Annotated in this window: 14 protein-coding genes and 1 riboswitch; of the genes, 6 read left to right on the forward strand and 8 right to left on the reverse strand. The window is 40.3% G+C overall.

Features of this window, described 5'->3' with window-relative positions; all coding sequences use genetic code 11:
• Positions 1-248: 248 nt before the first annotated feature.
• Positions 249-1,088 (reverse strand): GerMN domain-containing protein, encoded by an 840-nt coding sequence (locus CR194_RS18060; protein ID WP_158282309.1) that lies wholly within the window; start codon positions 1,086-1,088, stop codon positions 249-251.
• Between the two features lie 249 nt (positions 1,089-1,337).
• Here CR194_RS18060 and CR194_RS18065 point away from each other — a divergent pair, with 249 nt between their 5' ends.
• The gene (locus tag CR194_RS18065) at positions 1,338-1,991 is read left to right on the forward strand and encodes a hypothetical protein (protein ID WP_199228201.1); all 654 of its coding nucleotides are present in this window, start codon (positions 1,338-1,340) and stop codon (positions 1,989-1,991) included.
• A gap of 111 nt (positions 1,992-2,102) precedes the next feature.
• Positions 2,103-3,230: a DUF4097 family beta strand repeat-containing protein gene (locus CR194_RS18070; RefSeq protein ID WP_110611656.1), complete on the forward strand. Its 1,128-nt coding sequence runs from the start codon at positions 2,103-2,105 to the stop codon at positions 3,228-3,230.
• Positions 3,231-3,382: 152 nt separating this feature from the next.
• Here CR194_RS18070 and thiO read toward each other — a convergent pair whose 3' ends face one another.
• The 6 genes from thiO to CR194_RS18100 form a co-directional block, all read right to left on the reverse strand.
• Entirely contained in the window at positions 3,383-4,495 is a 1,113-nt protein-coding gene (thiO, locus tag CR194_RS18075) for a glycine oxidase ThiO (RefSeq protein ID WP_110611658.1), read from the reverse strand.
• 67 nt (positions 4,496-4,562) lie between these two features.
• Positions 4,563-5,345, reverse strand: coding sequence for a thiazole synthase (locus CR194_RS18080; protein WP_110611659.1), 783 nt, complete (start codon positions 5,343-5,345; stop codon positions 4,563-4,565).
• 4 nt (positions 5,346-5,349) lie between these two features.
• Positions 5,350-6,174, reverse strand: a complete 825-nt coding sequence (gene thiE / locus CR194_RS18085) for a thiamine phosphate synthase (protein ID WP_110611661.1) — start codon at positions 6,172-6,174, stop codon at positions 5,350-5,352.
• Positions 6,175-6,317: 143 nt separating this feature from the next.
• Positions 6,318-6,426: riboswitch (TPP riboswitch) on the reverse strand.
• A gap of 149 nt (positions 6,427-6,575) precedes the next feature.
• The gene (locus tag CR194_RS18090) at positions 6,576-7,520 is read right to left on the reverse strand and encodes a glycine betaine ABC transporter substrate-binding protein (RefSeq protein ID WP_110611663.1); all 945 of its coding nucleotides are present in this window, start codon (positions 7,518-7,520) and stop codon (positions 6,576-6,578) included.
• Between the two features lie 74 nt (positions 7,521-7,594).
• Positions 7,595-8,434, reverse strand: coding sequence for an ABC transporter permease (locus CR194_RS18095; protein ID WP_110611665.1), 840 nt, complete (start codon positions 8,432-8,434; stop codon positions 7,595-7,597).
• On the reverse strand, positions 8,427-9,626 hold the full coding sequence (locus tag CR194_RS18100) for a quaternary amine ABC transporter ATP-binding protein (RefSeq protein ID WP_110611667.1): 1,200 nt from the start codon (positions 9,624-9,626) through the stop codon (positions 8,427-8,429). Before CR194_RS18100 ends, CR194_RS18095 begins: the two co-directional genes overlap by 8 nt.
• Before the next feature lie 316 nt (positions 9,627-9,942).
• Between CR194_RS18100 and CR194_RS18105 the strand changes: the two genes are divergently transcribed.
• From CR194_RS18105 to CR194_RS18115, 3 genes are all read left to right on the forward strand, one after another.
• On the forward strand, positions 9,943-10,518 hold the full coding sequence (locus tag CR194_RS18105) for a GbsR/MarR family transcriptional regulator (protein ID WP_110611669.1): 576 nt from the start codon (positions 9,943-9,945) through the stop codon (positions 10,516-10,518).
• 318 nt (positions 10,519-10,836) lie between these two features.
• On the forward strand, positions 10,837-11,385 hold the full coding sequence (gene sigX / locus CR194_RS18110; protein WP_110611671.1) for an RNA polymerase sigma factor SigX: 549 nt from the start codon (positions 10,837-10,839) through the stop codon (positions 11,383-11,385).
• Entirely contained in the window at positions 11,382-12,698 is a 1,317-nt protein-coding gene (locus CR194_RS18115) for a hypothetical protein (RefSeq protein WP_110611673.1), read from the forward strand. Before sigX ends, CR194_RS18115 begins: the two co-directional genes overlap by 4 nt.
• A 215-nt stretch (positions 12,699-12,913) precedes the next feature.
• On the opposite strand, the gene CR194_RS18120 is transcribed toward CR194_RS18115, so the two are convergent.
• Positions 12,914-14,320 (reverse strand): sigma-54 interaction domain-containing protein, encoded by a 1,407-nt coding sequence (locus CR194_RS18120; RefSeq protein ID WP_269845730.1) that lies wholly within the window; start codon positions 14,318-14,320, stop codon positions 12,914-12,916.
• 229 nt (positions 14,321-14,549) lie between these two features.
• Here CR194_RS18120 and pruA point away from each other — a divergent pair, with 229 nt between their 5' ends.
• Positions 14,550-16,100, forward strand: a complete 1,551-nt coding sequence (gene pruA / locus CR194_RS18130; RefSeq protein ID WP_110611677.1) for an L-glutamate gamma-semialdehyde dehydrogenase — start codon at positions 14,550-14,552, stop codon at positions 16,098-16,100.
• The last annotated feature ends 10 nt before the right edge of the window (positions 16,101-16,110 follow it).

Genomic DNA, 16,110 nt, shown 5'->3' on the forward strand with positions numbered 1-16,110 from the left:
TCCTATTAGTAGCAATCCACTTATAGTATAAAGGAGATGGACCATAGATGCACATTTTAGGTGGATATTTCACGTATAGTTCTAAAAATAACCATGGGGACGGTTCTTGCGGTTGAGATGCGCAGCACCTAAGCAGCATGACCCAAGGGATCAGGACGAAGCTTAGAGGAATCAAGAGGAAATAGAATTGCTAAATTAAAGGGTGCCCCAAAAAATTTTACTTTTGGGACACCCTCGTGTAGTCTTTTTTACTCCATCCACTCGTAATCTTCTGGATTTCCAGCTGTGATTGGGTCAGATAAATCCATGTGACCGAGGAATTCACCGACTTCGTTGCCTACAATGAGAATTTGAGTTTGATCAAATCCGAATTGTTCCATCATCAAAGCCACTTGTTCTGTAAACATTAACTCTCCACTTGAGCCAAGATTTGCTTCATTCAGATCCTCTGAAAAGGAAACATGGGCAGTGTCCCCGTGAAATTTAACAAACTCTACACTCGCCTCTTGAGGTAGCAAAGAGTATAAACCGTCGTGTGTAGGCCCCGCTGCCCAAAGTTCCATTGCTTGCATGGCTCCTGACTCATCGTCAGTAACAGAGACATCGGACTGAACACGATAGGTGTTTAATAACTGATCGTCAGAGAAATAAAGAGTAACGGAATCAATCATCGTAGCTTCATCATCTTCTACTGCTGTGTTTTCTTCGTTTGCAATCTCATCTTCTTCTTTAGCATTGTTTTCTTCGTTGTCAATTTCTTCTTCATAATTACCTTCATCGTTCATCGATTCATTAAGGTTGTTTTCAACTGAGTTCTCTTCTTCATTGTTTACTTGATGTTCCTCAACATCTTCATTCATGTTGTTCTCGTTCGCCGGGGTGCTTTCATTAGCTTCTTCATCTTCGTTCCCATTTTCATTCTCATTCTCATTCAATTCGTCATTTTCGTTCAATTCTGTTTCATTAGCAGATCCGTCCGTGCCGGACACATTATTATTAGCATCTTCTGAGTTCGTCTCTCCTTGTCCGCAAGCTGCCAAAATCATTAATAAGCCGAGGCTAAGAGTCAGCCCTTTTACTTTTTTCATGATCATTCCCTACTTTCATATTAATAATAAGTTCATAGTGTTTGTCGATAAGTAAATAAGAAAGTTACACCATTTTTAAAGATTGTTGGAAATTTGGAAGCGAATTTTGTCGAATTATGTATATTTAAGAGGATGTAGATAGAGTCATGCTGGTGCATCATGCTCTGTAGTAAAATAGAGATAAGGATCACAGAGAAGCACAGTCATTATAGAATAGGATAGTTGGCATGAAGAAGGTGGTGGAAAGCAGTGGCATGGCAAAATAAGAGTGTAGTAGAAATCATATATGAAACATTTATGGTCTTTCTCGCATTTGTTGCGGTTGCGACGATTTGGTATGAGACGAGGTACGATTCTGTCGTTGTTTGGGGAACATGGTTTATTTTCTTTATCGATTTTATATATAGAATCTTTAATACAAATAATAAATGGCAGTTTATAAAAAGCAATCCATTTATTGTTGTTGCCGTGATTCCATTAGACGCTGTGTTCCAAATGGCCCGAGTGGCAAGAATTTTACATTTCATGAGATTAAAGGTGATCACGAAATATTATACAAAACCTTTTATCGAAAAAATTCGTAAACAGCGTTTTTCTTATATCATTCCAAGCATTTTCCTTGTCCTGTTCATAAGCATTATTCCTCTTTATCTATTTGAACCGCGCCTTGATACATATTTAGATGCTTTCTGGGGTGGTTTGGCCTCTCTTGTTTTTTTCGGGTACTCAACCATTAACCCGCAAACGACAACTGGCACCGTAATAATTACTTTACTAACCATTTTCGGAGTGATTATGCACGGAGTATTGTTGAGTTATATATTTGGTTTTATTGGATCATTAACCGTCGTGGAAAAATGGACAGAAAAAGCCAAACAAAAGAAAAAGAGTTATTTCAGCTAGAGATTTTTTCAATAGCTTCGATCATACGCCCTAAGTCTTAAAAAAGATATATCTTTAGGTCGTTCTGCTTTATGGTTGCTTTGCTTAAAATAAAAGGAGGAGGAGGGGGAAATGATGAACAGGATTGGCAGAAAGTCATTAGGATTATTGTTCTTGCTCATGGGCGGAATTTTTTTAGCTAATCAATGGACTTCAGTTGAATTCGTGCAGATGTTTGGTTACGTAGGATCCATCTTGTTTATTGCTATAATTGTTGAGGTCATCCTTTTTTACCGATCACGAGAACCAGGGACAACTATTCAATTTGATAAAGGGGCTATGGTCGTTTTAGTCATCGCATTAGTAGCTAGTTCTGGAGCCCAATATATTCACACTCATGGCGGTGTGGTTCAAGGCTTTTCATTGTATGGTTGGGAACCGAATAAAACGAGTATTCAAATAGAAGAAACTTACGAATTGGCGAACGATGTGCAAAGTATTCAGTTCTCTCTTCCTTCAGCCAATTTGAAAATTGTAGGTGGAAAAGGGAACAAAGTAAAGCTAACTGGAACAGTGAAATCAAATGAAAAGAGCGAATCTGAAGTTCAGAAAGCATTTGAGAAAGCGCGGGAAATGGAAATGACTGAGAATACCTTTCATTATGAAGTAGAAAACCCTAGCTTTTCTTTATTTTCTAGGAATCATTTAAGTGCAGACTTTACCATTGAAATTCCAGAGAATCGTCCATTAGATGTGCAAGTGACAAATGGGTCAGTTGAAGTGAATGATATGCTGAATGATATTCAAGTAAGTACAACCAATGGTCGAGCTGATATTGAAACCATTACAGGAGACGTTTCCGTTCAGAATACGAACGGTATCATTTCAGTTCGAAATATCGAAGGTACGACAGAAGGGATCACCACCAATGGCCGTGTATTAGCAGAGAATTTAAGCGGAGACACTCGGTTAAAAACAACAAATGGAACGGTGGAAGTAGAAAGTAAGAAGGTTGGTGGTAACTGGGAGTTAGAGACTACGAACGGGAACATTACTATAAGGGTTCCTGAAGACAGTGACGTGACAGTGACTGGAGAAACGACAAATGGTACTGTGGACGGAGACCTCGACTGGGTTCGGGAAAAAGAAGAAAATTTCATGAGGATGTATAATGAAGGGTCAGCCGTCCATAACGATGGAACTTATGACATAAATGCCAAAGGCACAAACGGCATGATTCGCGTTTCTTTTCTGAATTAAGTAGGCAATATCAAAGAGCAGATTCTATCTGCTGTACTTTATAGAAAATACTGAGGGTACCGCAAAAGAGAATTTTTGCGGTACCCTCTTCCTAATATGACTAAGTGGGTTATACGAGCGGTCATTTTAGGTACCTAAATTGAATAGAGAAATTAATTAAATCTTTCTGGTTGAAAAGCGAGGCGAGTACCAGGATCTAATGGAATGCCTGAGATTAAATCGGCGACAGTTTCTCCCGTTTTAGGACTTAATAAAATACCATTACGGTAGTGTCCGGTAGCGAAAATAATATGCGGCGCCCCTTCAAGTGATCCAAGTAAAGGAAAACCATCTTGAGTAGCCGGCCGAAGACCTGCCCAAGTGTGAAAGGGTGACTTATTACTAAGGAACGGTAACATTCGTTTGTTCCAATTGACCAGTCTGGATATTCCTTTTTCGGTGACGGTCGTAGAAAATCCTGCAATATCTTCTGACGCCCCATTTACAAGTGTGCCATTGGACTTTGGAACAAGATACCCTTGGCTGCTCGTCAAAATATGGTTCACCTGTTCATCCCCCAATTCATAAGCGCAGATTTGTCCTCTTATAGGAAACACAGGAATACGGATATGGAAAATGGTTTCAAGTTCTTGAGACCAAGCTCCAGAACAGATGACAAGTTTATCTCCTGTAAAAGTTTGTCCACTGGGGGATTGCAGAATTGGAGCGGACTGCCAGCTTTCCACCTTAATATCCCCTAAGTTTTCATAAATGTTAACCCCAAGTTTTTCACATGCGACCTTCAATGCATGTACATAATCGGGAGCGAATACGTGACTTTCTTCATTTGAATAAATAGCTGCGACCACTTCATCTGAAATAGCCGGTTCTAGAGACTTTAATCTGCTCCCGTCTAAAATCTGGGCTTCAGAACCAAACGTTTTCTGCCAAGCGATCCTAGTTTCAAGAGAAAGGATGTCTGAGTCGTGATAAACTCCATAGATACTTCCACTTTCAGTGTATTCAAAATCAACGCCTGAAGCTTTCTTGATTTCTTGCTGCCAGTCGCGAAACATCCGCAAACTATCAAGACAGAACGTGAAAAAAGGATCTGGATCCTCCATAATCTCTGAATATGGAGCGAGCATTCCCGCTGCAGCCCCCGATGCCTGACCTCCACATGTGTTTTTTTCAAGAATTGTTACTTCAAATCCTCGTCGTATTAAGGAAAAGGCAGAGGCTAATCCAATCACACCCCCGCCAAGAATCAGTATGTGCTCTTTCATCGTTGTAAATCCCTCCCATATAATAGAAGGAGATAACCTTCCGATTCGATTTCTCCCGCCTAGGGAATTAGTAAGAAATAGAAGAGGGGAGCCCGCTAGAGGCTGTGGCGTACCGTTTCTTAGGAATGCGTCCTGCTTCGTAGGACAGCCGTCCAGCTTCAATCGCAAGTTTCATTGCCGAAGCCATCTTCACTGGATCTTTTGCTTTTGCTACAGGGGTGTTCATTAGAACTCCATCTGCGCCGAGTTCCATTGCTTGAGTGACATCCATAGCAGAACCTAACCCTGCATCTACGATAATGGGAACTTCGGCTTCTTCGATGATTAATGATAAGTTATAAGGGTTTAAAATCCCTAGCCCTGTTCCAATAGGAGACCCTCCCGGCATGACTGCTGAGGCTCCTGCTTGTTCTAACTTCTTGCATAGGATAGGATCGTCTGAAGTATAAGGCAGAACGATAAATCCTTCATTAACGAGTATTTCCGTTGCTTTCAATGTTTCAATAGGATCGGGAAGGAGAGTCTTTTCATTCGAACTGATTTCTACTTTAATCCAATCGCTAAGACCCGATGCTTTAGCAAGCCTTGCAATTCGGACAGCTTCGTCAGCTGTTTTGGCTCCTGAAGTGTTAGGAAGGTAAGTGAACGAATGATCTGCATCCAAATGTTGAAGGATAGCATCTTCTCCTGGAGATTCCAGATTTGCTCGTCTTATAGCGAATGTGAGCACGGCTGTCTCTGATACTCGAATGGCTTCATTTTGAACGTAAGGGTTTGGATAACGCCCCGTTCCAAGAAAAAAACGAGAAGAGAGTTCCTTACCCGCGATGATTAGATTCCGCTTATTCAAATGATCACCCTCCAGCGATAAATTCGACTAGTTCAATTTTCGTTCCATCTTTCACCGGCGTATGGGACCAACTGTCTCTGTCTACAATTTCTCCATCCACTTCAGCGATAATAAGGTTCGGTTTCAATTTAAAATGTAAGACGAGTTCCTGTATAGATTGGACGTGAAGTTCGTGATTTTCCCCATTGACGATTAGGTTTACAGGTTGATAAGGTTTTAACTTTTCCCGAAATTGAGAGCAGACTTGCTGAACATTTTCAGAGCCAACAATCTCACTAATCATACAGACTCTAGTCGCACCAGCAGATAGAACTTCATCTACGTTGTGCAGTTTAATTCCACCGATCGCTACAAAAGGAATGGTTATTTCTGCTGCGACCTCCTTGATGTAATTTGTTGTAACCGGTGCAACGACATCTTTTTTGCTTTTCGTTGGAAAAATGGGACCAACACCAATATAGTCAGCCCCGCCTTCTTGAGCAGCTCGAGCTTCTTGAATATGATGGGTAGAGATTCCAATAATTTTATCTGGCCCCATCAATCGTCGGGCTTCTTCGAGAGACAAATCGTCTTGACCGAGGTGTACACCGTCTGCACCAACTTGAAGAGCAATATCTATGTGATCATTAATGATTAAAGGTACGTCATATTTCAACGTAAGCTCTCGGAGAGCCAGGGCCTTTTTAAGAACATCGGGTTTCTTGCTCGTTTTATCTCTTAGTTGTATGATATCTGCACCCCCTTGAAGGGCTTCTTCCATGACATCGATGACATCTTTTCTAGGATGAAATTCTTCTCCGGTAATGGCATATAAATGAAAATTCTTCATCGTTTCCTCCTTTTTATTTTTGCGCTGTTAAAGGGTCGTTGTGAATGATAACCAAAGATGATTTCTACAATGTAGATGACTAAAGATTAATTAAGAAAACGAAAGCCGTATCCCCATAGTAAATGGAATACGGCTACAATAGCTTTATATTGCATCGACTTTCCTCCGCTGGTATGGGCCAGATCAGGTTCAAGGGTAAAAGGCAATCACCTTTTTCTCAGTTTATGAATCTAAACACCCCTAGTCATCAAGTATGTTAATTTTTCCCTTAATTACCATTGTAAACGATAATTTGAATGATAGATAGCCAAGAGTCTATAAAATTTGACTAAATAGCTCAAAAAAACGACGAAGGGATGACCCCTTCGCCGTTCTAATTTTAAACCTTTAGCTAAATGAGTTTATTCTAACCCTTCAGTCCACTCTGATACTGCATCTTCATTTTCGTCAACCCATGTTGCTGCAGCTTCTTCTGCGGAGGCACCTTCTTGTATATCAAGCATGACGCTCTCCATATCTTCAGGAGTCCAGTTAAATTGATCCAAAATCTTATATGCGTTTGGCATATCTTCTTCTAGACCTTCACGAACCATTGTTTTAATCACTTCTGCTTCACCAAATGTGCCTTCAGGATCTTCTAAATACTTCAAATCATAAGAAGCGAATTTCCAATGAGGTGTCCATCCTGTAACAACAATTGGTTCTTCGTTGTTGTACGCTTCACCTAATGCTGTTGCCATGGCACCACTTGAAGATGTTTGGACGTCCCAGCCGTTGATTCCTTCATAAACTTCAGTTGCTTCTTCTGCAGCTTGAACAACACCCGCACCAGGCTCGATGCCAGTAATTGAGTTGTTCAACTCATCTCCATAATCAGCTAAATCATCAATTGTAGTTGCATCCATGTATTCAGGAACAACAAGGCCAACTTGAGCACCTTCTAAGTTCTCACCTAGATCAACTAAGCTGTCTTCGTATTCTTCCATCAAATCACCGTGAGTAGCAGGTAACCATGCAGCAACCATACCGTCAGTTTCACCGTTGGCAACGGATTGCCACATAACAGCATTATCAATCGGAGTAATAGTTACGTCGAAACCTTGGTCTTCAAGTACTTTAGCTATGACATTAGTGGATGCAATCTCAGAATCCCACTCAACATATACTAATTCAATTTCTCCACCTTCACCAGCTGCTGAATCGCCACCAGCATTTTCTTCATTTGCATTGTTGTTATTTCCTTCGTTCGTGCTTTCATTGTTATCGTTGTTTCCACACCCAGCTGCGAGCAAAGGCAATGAAAGTCCTGCTGCTAAACTAAGACGTTTCCAGTTAAGTTTGATCATAACGAATAAATCCCCCTTATTTCTAATTAATTTATATGGACTTTTCAATTTTCCTGAAAAGGTACCACCTAAGCTTATTTCTTATCATTAACACTTTGTGTTAAGCGGTCAATGATGATCGCGAGGATCACAATACCTAAACCTGCTACAAAGCCTGGTCCAACTTGGGCACGTTGGAGAGCTGATAGAACTTCTCTACCTAACCCAGGCGCCCCAATCATAGATGCAATGACGACCATGGAAAGAGCAAGCATGACGGTTTGGTTGATCCCAGCCATAATGGTCGTTCTAGCCATCGGCAGTTCAACTTTAAATAATTTCTGTTGGCCCGTGCTTCCAAAGGCGTCTGACGCTTCGACCAGTTCTGTTGGAACTTGACGAATGCCTAAGTTTGTTAATCGGACGGTCGGAGGAGTTGCAAAAATGAGAGATGCAAAAACCCCAGGAACCATTCCGATACCAAAGAAGGCAACAGCCGGAATTAAGTATACGAATGCTGGCATGGTTTGCATAAAATCAAGTACCGGTCTTAAAAGGGCATCTGCTGTTTTACTTTTCGACATGAGTATTCCAACTGGGACACCAATCAGAATTGATAACACACTAGCTAACATGACTAAAGTAAATGTGAAAGTCAATTCTTCCCATAATCCTTGATTGTAAATAAGCCAAAGTCCCACGATGGAGAAGGCGGCTAGTCCGAATTTTTTGCCGGTAATGAAAAAAGCGAGCCCGGCAACTAAAAGAATAATAATTACAGGTGGGATGCTATAGATCGTATTGGCCGTCCATGCCATGAAACTTCCGAAATGATCTTTAATCGGGTTGAACAAAAAAGAAAATGTACTAGTTAACCACCCTACGAAATCAGTGGTCCATTGGGCAATCGGTATTTGCGGCATAAAGTTAAGCATTTTCTGTTTTCACCTCACTATCTTGAGCAAGTGCTGCGATAAGCGCGCCACGGACTATAATGCCCACTAAACGGTCATTTTCTACCACGGCAACGGGAGTTTGAATATCATGAATAATAGCGAAAATTTCCTGCATCGGTGTTTCTTTGTCTACTTTAGGTATGTCATTTTTCAAGAGGCTTTGTAATGAGTTAACATCATTTTTCAGCGCCATTGAAGCATCGTCGGCAGAAACATACCCTTTTAAGTTTCGCTGGTTATCAACCACTAGAATCGTGGATAAACCTTCTTCACGCATTCTCTCTAATGCTACGCGTGGACCATGTTTTTCTATGTTTACTGTTTCTGGACGTTTCATAATATGACCTGCTGTCAAGATTTTAGAGCGATCCACGTCCTCAACAAAGCGCTCAACATAATCGTCTGCAGGGTGAACTAAGATTTCTTCAGGTGTGCCGACTTGGACAATTTCTCCGTCTTTCATGATCGTAATTCGATCACCGATACGAAGTGCTTCATCCAGATCATGCGTAATGAAAATAATTGTCTTTTGCATTTTGACTTGCAAATCAAGAAGTTCGTCCTGCATGTCTTTACGAATCAATGGATCGAGAGCTGAGAAAGCTTCATCCATAAGGAGAACGCTAGGATCGTTCGCAAGCGCACGGGCTAGACCAACACGCTGTTGCATCCCGCCTGAAAGTTGATCAGGCAATTGATTTTCATAGCCCTTTAATCCAACTAATTCCAATGACTCCATGGCTTTCTTTTTACGTGCCGATGGATCGATTCCTTGAATTTCCAATCCGTATTCCACATTCTCGATAATCGTTCGGAACGGGAATAAGCCGAATTTTTGGAATACCATACTCATTTTCTTTCGTCTGACTTCTCGCAAATCCTTGTCATTCATTTCAGCCAAGTTTTCGCCGTCAATCCAAACCTTACCAGCTGTTGGTTCGATTAAGCGATTTAATAACCGTACCAGAGTGGACTTACCACTGCCTGATAAACCCATGATGACAAAGATTTCTGAATCTTGAACTTCAAAAGAAGCTTGATTGACTCCCACGGTCAACCCTGTTTCATTTAGAATTTCGTCTTTTGATTTGCCTTGTTTTAAGAGCTTCATTCCTTGACTCGGTTTTTTACCGAAAATCTTGGTTAGACCCTCTACTTTAATGTTAGCCACAACTTGCCACCTCAATTTTTAAGATAAATAGAAAAGTAATAATACATTTGTCTGGCATTTCTTTAGCTTTTACGACAATTTCACTTAATATTCGACCTTAATTACTATAACTGTTTAACTAATTTATATCAATCAGTATATATTTATCGTTTAGTTTGATAAGTTCGTACAGAAAAAACTGTACAGACGTGACATCCTTATAACATAGTCTTTCTCTTCTTTGCTACAGATAGATAGGTGATATCACTCTTTTCTTCATTGACGATAGTTTGCTACTCTTTTACAGAGGTACTTTAAATGAAGAGGGAGGCAACTCATGGGAAACCAAGAGGAACTTAGTTTGGATCTAGAGAAATTAGAGAAAGCACGAAATAGATTTATATCAGAAATTGCAAAAAACATTCATTTATATAACATTACTTCTTCTATAGGACGTTTATATGGAACGGTATTTTTTTCCGAGGAACCTATGAATTTAGATGATATGAGTGAAGCATTAGGTATGAGTAAAACAAGTATGAGTACAGGAATAAGGGCTCTTTCCAATGCAGATATGGTTGAACGTGTTTGGGAAAAAGGAGTTCGCAAAGACTTATATAAAACTGAGAAGGATTGGTATAAATCTTTTTCCAATGTGTTTATAAATAGATGGAGAAATGCAACGGAATTAAATATGGGGGCCATCAAAGAAACAAAAGAAATGATGACAGAATTATATAAAGAGACAGAGGCAGAAGAAATCAAGCGAAAAGTAGACCGTGACTTAGATAAATTAACAGAGGCGGAGGCTTATTATGAGTGGCTGAATGAAGTGATTGCTCTGTTTGAGACCGGTGAAATATTCGAGATCGTCCCTAAAAAATCTGCCCAAAATAATAAACATTCCTCATAGAGAAACTTGCCCTAACTTCTCTTATTTTCAAGGTCGTCCATGAAAAAGTCATCCAACTCATTCAGATGGATGACTTTTTTGATATAATTATTGAACAAACAGAAAAAGGCATAGAAGGTGAAAAAGGATGAAATTAAAAAATTGGCAAGTGGCTGTCCTCTTATTAATCTTAGGTTTTGTTGCTGCAAGTGGCTATTGGGTATGGGCTCTCACTAAATAAATGAGTGGTAAAGGACAGTTAACCATGAAATTAACTGTCCTTTCTTGTAACAATAGTCAAGAAAGGACGACAAAATGGATAGCTAGGGAGTGAATAGCGTGAAAGAGGAGTTTGAACGATTATATAATACGTACCATCACCAATTGTTCCAATACCTTTTCTATCTAGTTCGCAGTCGAGAAGTGGCAGAAGAACTAGTTCAAGAAGTATACATTAAAGTTTTAGACTCCTTTGACACTTTTGAGGGAAAAAGCACGGAGAAGACGTGGCTCTATTCTGTCGCAAAGCATGTGGCGATTGATTGGATAAGAAAACAAACCCGAAAGAAACGGAAAGCCGAAGGAAAAGAGTACGAATGGAGTGAAAGGGAATTTGAGGTGGAAGATAAAAACCCTCTGCCCGAAGAAATCGTCATCCAAAAAGACGAGGTACAACAAATTTATAAAATGCTAGAGAAGTGCAGTGAAGATCAACAACAAGTCGTTCTTCTTCGCTATGTTCAAGCCCTTTCTATTTCTGAAACGGCAGATATTTTAGGGTGGACAGAAAGCAAAGTGAAAACAACTCAGCATAGGGCGATTAAAATGTTGAAAAAACACTTAGAAAAGGCCGAAGCAGTCTTTCTTGAAAAGGAGGTAAGCAAATGAGTGATGAAAAATGGGATGAATCTAAAATAGAAAAAACGTTAACGAAGCTTCCTCCGATTAAAGATAAGCAATCAAAGGATGACTTATTCAAGGCGATAGAAAAAAGATCACAACAAGAGGCGCCTACTAGATATACCCCTAAACAAAAGCGCCCATGGGTTTTCCCGGCTATGGCAGCGGCTGCTGCAATCTTCTTAATCATGCTGATCGTTCCTCCTTTTTTCAATAACAGTACACAGTTTTCATCCGATGATAATTCCAGTATGGATATGGATACAGATGTGGTTGATAATGCTGAATTTGAAGAAGAATCTAATGATGCAGAATCTGAAGTTTCTGAGGTTGAAGAGAATGAAACGTCGGAAATTGAGAGCTATAATAATGAGTCGGATAACGACGAGGTGATGACCGAAGATGATAGTGGTAATGATAGTAATAATGAAGTTGAAGCAGATATAGGCGTAAATACTGAAGAGGAACTAGAAACCGAAACAAGTGAAGAATCGCAACAGCAAATTACCTATGCTGAATCATACTATACGGCTAAGAGCCAAACGATCGATCTCGGTGAATCGGTAACCGAATATGTGCTGATTCAGGTACAGGAATCTTTAGACGAGAAACCGATGGAAGAAGTTCTCTTTACTTCCATTGTTGAAAGTGATCCAACGTCTGGTCAATATTTAGGTGATATTCAAGAAGTGAGAGTTGAAGGAAAAGAGGTTATTCTTGATTTCTTAGAAGGTCATGGCCTAGAATCGCTTTCCAGTACAGAGTCACGCATTTTACAAGACGTCTTTCTAGAACTCTTTCCAATATACGGTTTTGAAAAAGTGACATTCATGGTTGAAGGGGAACCTGGGATGATGTTTGGTCAAGAAGGAGAAGTAGAGACAATCACTCTATCTGAATTGAACCGAGGCTATTATGTGACCTCTTCATCGGATAATGAGGAACATTATCTTGTTAGTGCGAGGCTGGCAGGGGAGGAAACAAGGGACGAGAGTGGCACGCCGCTAACTTTTGCCCAAACGGTTATGAGAATGACTTCACCAGACGTTGAAGCAGGGTGGTATGAGTCGGCTATCCCTTCAACAGTGATGATTACAAATGTTCAAATCCCAGGAGATACAGCTGAAGTGTATTACACTAACTCAGAAGATGATGGACTTGTGGATGAAGAAAAATGGTTTCTCTTCATTGAAGCGCTAAAGTTAACAGCAGAACCCTTTACGCTGGACTCAATGCAGATAATAAATGAAGAAACTGGAGACGTTTTAGAGATAGATTTAGCAAGAGAAATGGATGAATAAAAAGAGAAGGTGCCCCATAAGGTTGTCAACATAAGCAGCCTTGATGGAGACACCTTTTTTTGTAACCTAGGGTGTAACCAGGGGGACGGTTCTTGCGGTTGAGATGGATAGCACCTACGTAGCATGACCCGCCGGATCAGGACGAAAACAGAATTGCTAAATTAGAAGGTGCCCCAAAAGATTCTACTTTTGGGGCACCATCACTGTTCGAAAATTTATCTCTTGCTATCCATTTCAAATTTTTTCATCCGATATTGCAAACTTTGTCTACTGATCCCCAATTCAACGGCTGCTTGAGTGACATTCCCCTTGTGGCGTTGGAGCATTTCTTCCAAGTATATTTTCTCTACTTCATTCATATAGGTTTGCAGCGTTTTCGCAGGTGGAGAAAGCGGTATGACCAGCGATTCAGGTTTATGTGCAACCGGATTGTGAACTGGGAATTTTGTTCGTACATGGATCGGGAGATGACTATAATCAATTTCTTCATCGAAATGAATTAAATTCATCGCTCCTTCTATCATATGTTCAAGCTCACGCACGTTTCCAGGCCAATCATACTTTTGGAAAAGGTGTTGAACTTCGTCGGCTATTCTTGGCACATTCAATTGGAAACGTTCATTATACTTTTTAATGAAATGATCGGATAATATAAAAATATCTTCTTTTCTTTGGCGGAGGGGAGGAACCACAATAGATACCACGCTCAGCCTGTAGTAAAGGTCCTCTCTTAAATGATTCTTTTCTAATGACACTATTGGATCTTCATTCACGGTGGCAATGATTCGGACATCTACGGAACGATTTTTCGTATCGCCGATGCGTCGAATTGACTTTTCTTGAAGTGCTCGCAATAGCTTAGCTTGAAGAGATGTACTAAGTGAGTTAATTTCGTCTAGCATCAATGTTCCACCGTCTGCTTGCTCAAACAAACCAGGATGATCAGTAGCCCCTGTGAAGGCACCTTTCACCGAGCCAAATAATATTCCTTCTATTAAAGAATCAGGTAATGCGGCACAGTTTTGGCTGATAAAAGGTCTAGAAGCTCTTTCGCTGCCATTGTGTATGCTTTGGGCAAATAATTCTTTCCCAGTACCGGTTTCTCCATAGATAAGTACGGAAGAGGCTGTCCGAGTTGCTCGTTTCGCATTGTCGATCACTTCTTGAATGGCGAAAGTTTCACCAATTATTTGATCAAAGGTGAATCTGGCTTCTTGCTTATCTCGTGAGTTAGCCCTTGTAAGGCGTTCTAACTTCGTAATATCTTTCGCAATTTCAACGGCACCGATTCTTTTTCCTTTATCGAACAGAGGAAAGGTATCGTTGACTGTTGTAATCTCTTGCCCCTTGAAATTAAAATAAGTCTGTTTAGCATTGTGATGAACAGAACCATCACTCAATGCTTTGAGCAACCTGCTCTCTTCTTCGGAGGTGAATAGGAAAATATCCGTGATATTTTTGTAAAGGACGTCTTCTCTTGCCATATCCTCAATTTCAGACATCTTACGATTATAAATAATAGACTCCCCTTCACTATTAATCGCATGTATACCTACATCTACAGCATCAAGAAGCTGACGGTAGATTTCCGGTAAATGGGGGATGCTTGTAATGTGGGACAATGGAATTCCCTCCTCTCAACCTACTGTTAGTTTACTCAATTTTCAATATAGACTGCAAATATTTTTTGCTATTTGGCGCAAAAATATTTTTCAGTGCAAAAATTTCAGTCAATTCAAATTATTGAAAGGGCTTTCTTGTAGGATTGGATTTTTGGCATGGTTATTGCATACTAACTATAGTGTAGAAATATTTAAAAAATAAACAAGATTTAAAGGAGTGTATCAATCCATGGTAGTACCTTACAGACATGAACCGTTTACTGATTTTACGGTGGAAGAGAACCGTAAAGAGTATCAAGAAGCATTGGACTATGTGAAGGGTCAATTGGGACAAGAGTACCCTCTCATTATTAATGGAGAAAAAGTTTTTACAGATGATAAAACAGTTTCGGAAAACCCTGCTAATAAGAAAGAGATTGTCGGGTACGTATCGAAATGTAGTCAAGAACTTGCAGAGAAAGCAATGCAAGCGGCAGACGAAGCATTTAAAACGTGGAAAAAGTGGGATCCAGCTGCACGAGCAAATATTTTGTTTCGCGCCTCAGCAATGATTCGCCGCAGAAAACATGAGTTCTCTGCATGGCTCACTTATGAAGCAGGAAAGCCATGGAAAGAAGCGGATGCAGACACAGCTGAAGCAATTGATTTCCTTGAATACTATGCACGACAAATGCTTCGTTTAAAAGACGGCATTGAGATCAATTCAAGAGACGGTGAATTCAACCGTTTTAACTATATCCCATTAGGCGTAGGGGTAACAATTTCACCTTGGAACTTTGCATTCGCGATCATGGCTGGAACGACAGTAGGCCCTATGGTTGCAGGTAATACGATTGTTCTAAAGCCAGCAAAAACAACACCAGTTATTGCTTACAAATTTATGGAAGTCTTATTGGAAGCGGGTCTTCCTAAAGGCGTTGTTAACTATATTCCAGGAAGCAGTGCAGAGATGGGAGACTACGTTGTTGATCACCCAAGAACTCGTTTCATCAATTTCACTGGTTCAAAAGCCGTCGGTCTTCATATTGCCGAAAGAGCTGCGAAAGTCCAAGAAGGGCAAATTTGGATGAAGCGCATGATTTCTGAAATGGGCGGTAAAGATACGATCATTGTCGACAATGATGCAGATTTAGATTTAGCTGCAGAATCCATCGTCTATTCTGCGTTCGGATTCTCTGGACAGAAGTGCTCTGCTTGTTCAAGAGCGGTCATTCACCAAGATGTTTATGACGAAGTTCTCGAAAAGGTCGTTGCACAAACAAAAGAATTAACAGTTGGTCCAACATACAAAGATAATTCAAACTTCATGGGTCCTGTAAACGACCAAGCGGCATTCGATAAAGTCCTTGATTACGTTGAAATAGGTAAAAAAGAAGGCAAATTGATGACCGGTGGTGAAGGCGATAACTCAGAGGGGTATTTCGTTCAACCAACCGTATTTGCTGACGTAGATCCGAAAGCTCGCATTATGCAGGAAGAAATTTTCGGTCCAGTCGTAGCTTTTTCTAAAGCAAAAGACTTTGATGAATTAATTGAGATTGCAAATAACACAGAATACGGGTTAACAGGAGCGGTCATTTCCAATAATCGTGATCATTTAGAGCAAGCTCGAGAAGACTTCCACGTAGGAAACCTTTACTTTAACCGAGGATGCACTGCGGCAATCGTAGGCTACCATCCATTTGGTGGATTCAATATGTCTGGAACAGATTCAAAAGCAGGTGGACCAGATTACTTGCTTCACTTCTTGCAGCCTAAAACCGTTTCCGATATGTACTAATCCGGTGTGA

This window comes from Salipaludibacillus keqinensis, from assembly GCF_003226325.1.
GTDB classification, from domain to species: Bacteria; Bacillota; Bacilli; order Bacillales; family Salisediminibacteriaceae; genus Salipaludibacillus; species Salipaludibacillus keqinensis.

Excerpts from the sequence above, each read along its gene's own strand:
- CR194_RS18060 (WP_158282309.1), bottom strand. The coding sequence starts at position 1,088 with ATGAAAAAAGTAAAAGGGCTGACTCTTAGCCTCGGCTTATTAATGATT.
- CR194_RS18070 (WP_110611656.1), top strand. The coding sequence starts at position 2,103 with ATGATGAACAGGATTGGCAGAAAGTCATTAGGATTATTGTTCTTGCTC.
- thiO (WP_110611658.1), bottom strand. The coding sequence starts at position 4,495 with ATGAAAGAGCACATACTGATTCTTGGCGGGGGTGTGATTGGATTAGCC.
- thiE (WP_110611661.1), bottom strand. The coding sequence starts at position 6,174 with ATGAAGAATTTTCATTTATATGCCATTACCGGAGAAGAATTTCATCCT.
- CR194_RS18090 (WP_110611663.1), bottom strand. The coding sequence starts at position 7,520 with ATGATCAAACTTAACTGGAAACGTCTTAGTTTAGCAGCAGGACTTTCA.
- CR194_RS18095 (WP_110611665.1), bottom strand. The coding sequence starts at position 8,434 with ATGCTTAACTTTATGCCGCAAATACCGATTGCCCAATGGACCACTGAT.
- CR194_RS18105 (WP_110611669.1), top strand. The coding sequence starts at position 9,943 with ATGGGAAACCAAGAGGAACTTAGTTTGGATCTAGAGAAATTAGAGAAA.
- CR194_RS18115 (WP_110611673.1), top strand. The coding sequence starts at position 11,382 with ATGAGTGATGAAAAATGGGATGAATCTAAAATAGAAAAAACGTTAACG.
- pruA (WP_110611677.1), top strand. The coding sequence starts at position 14,550 with ATGGTAGTACCTTACAGACATGAACCGTTTACTGATTTTACGGTGGAA.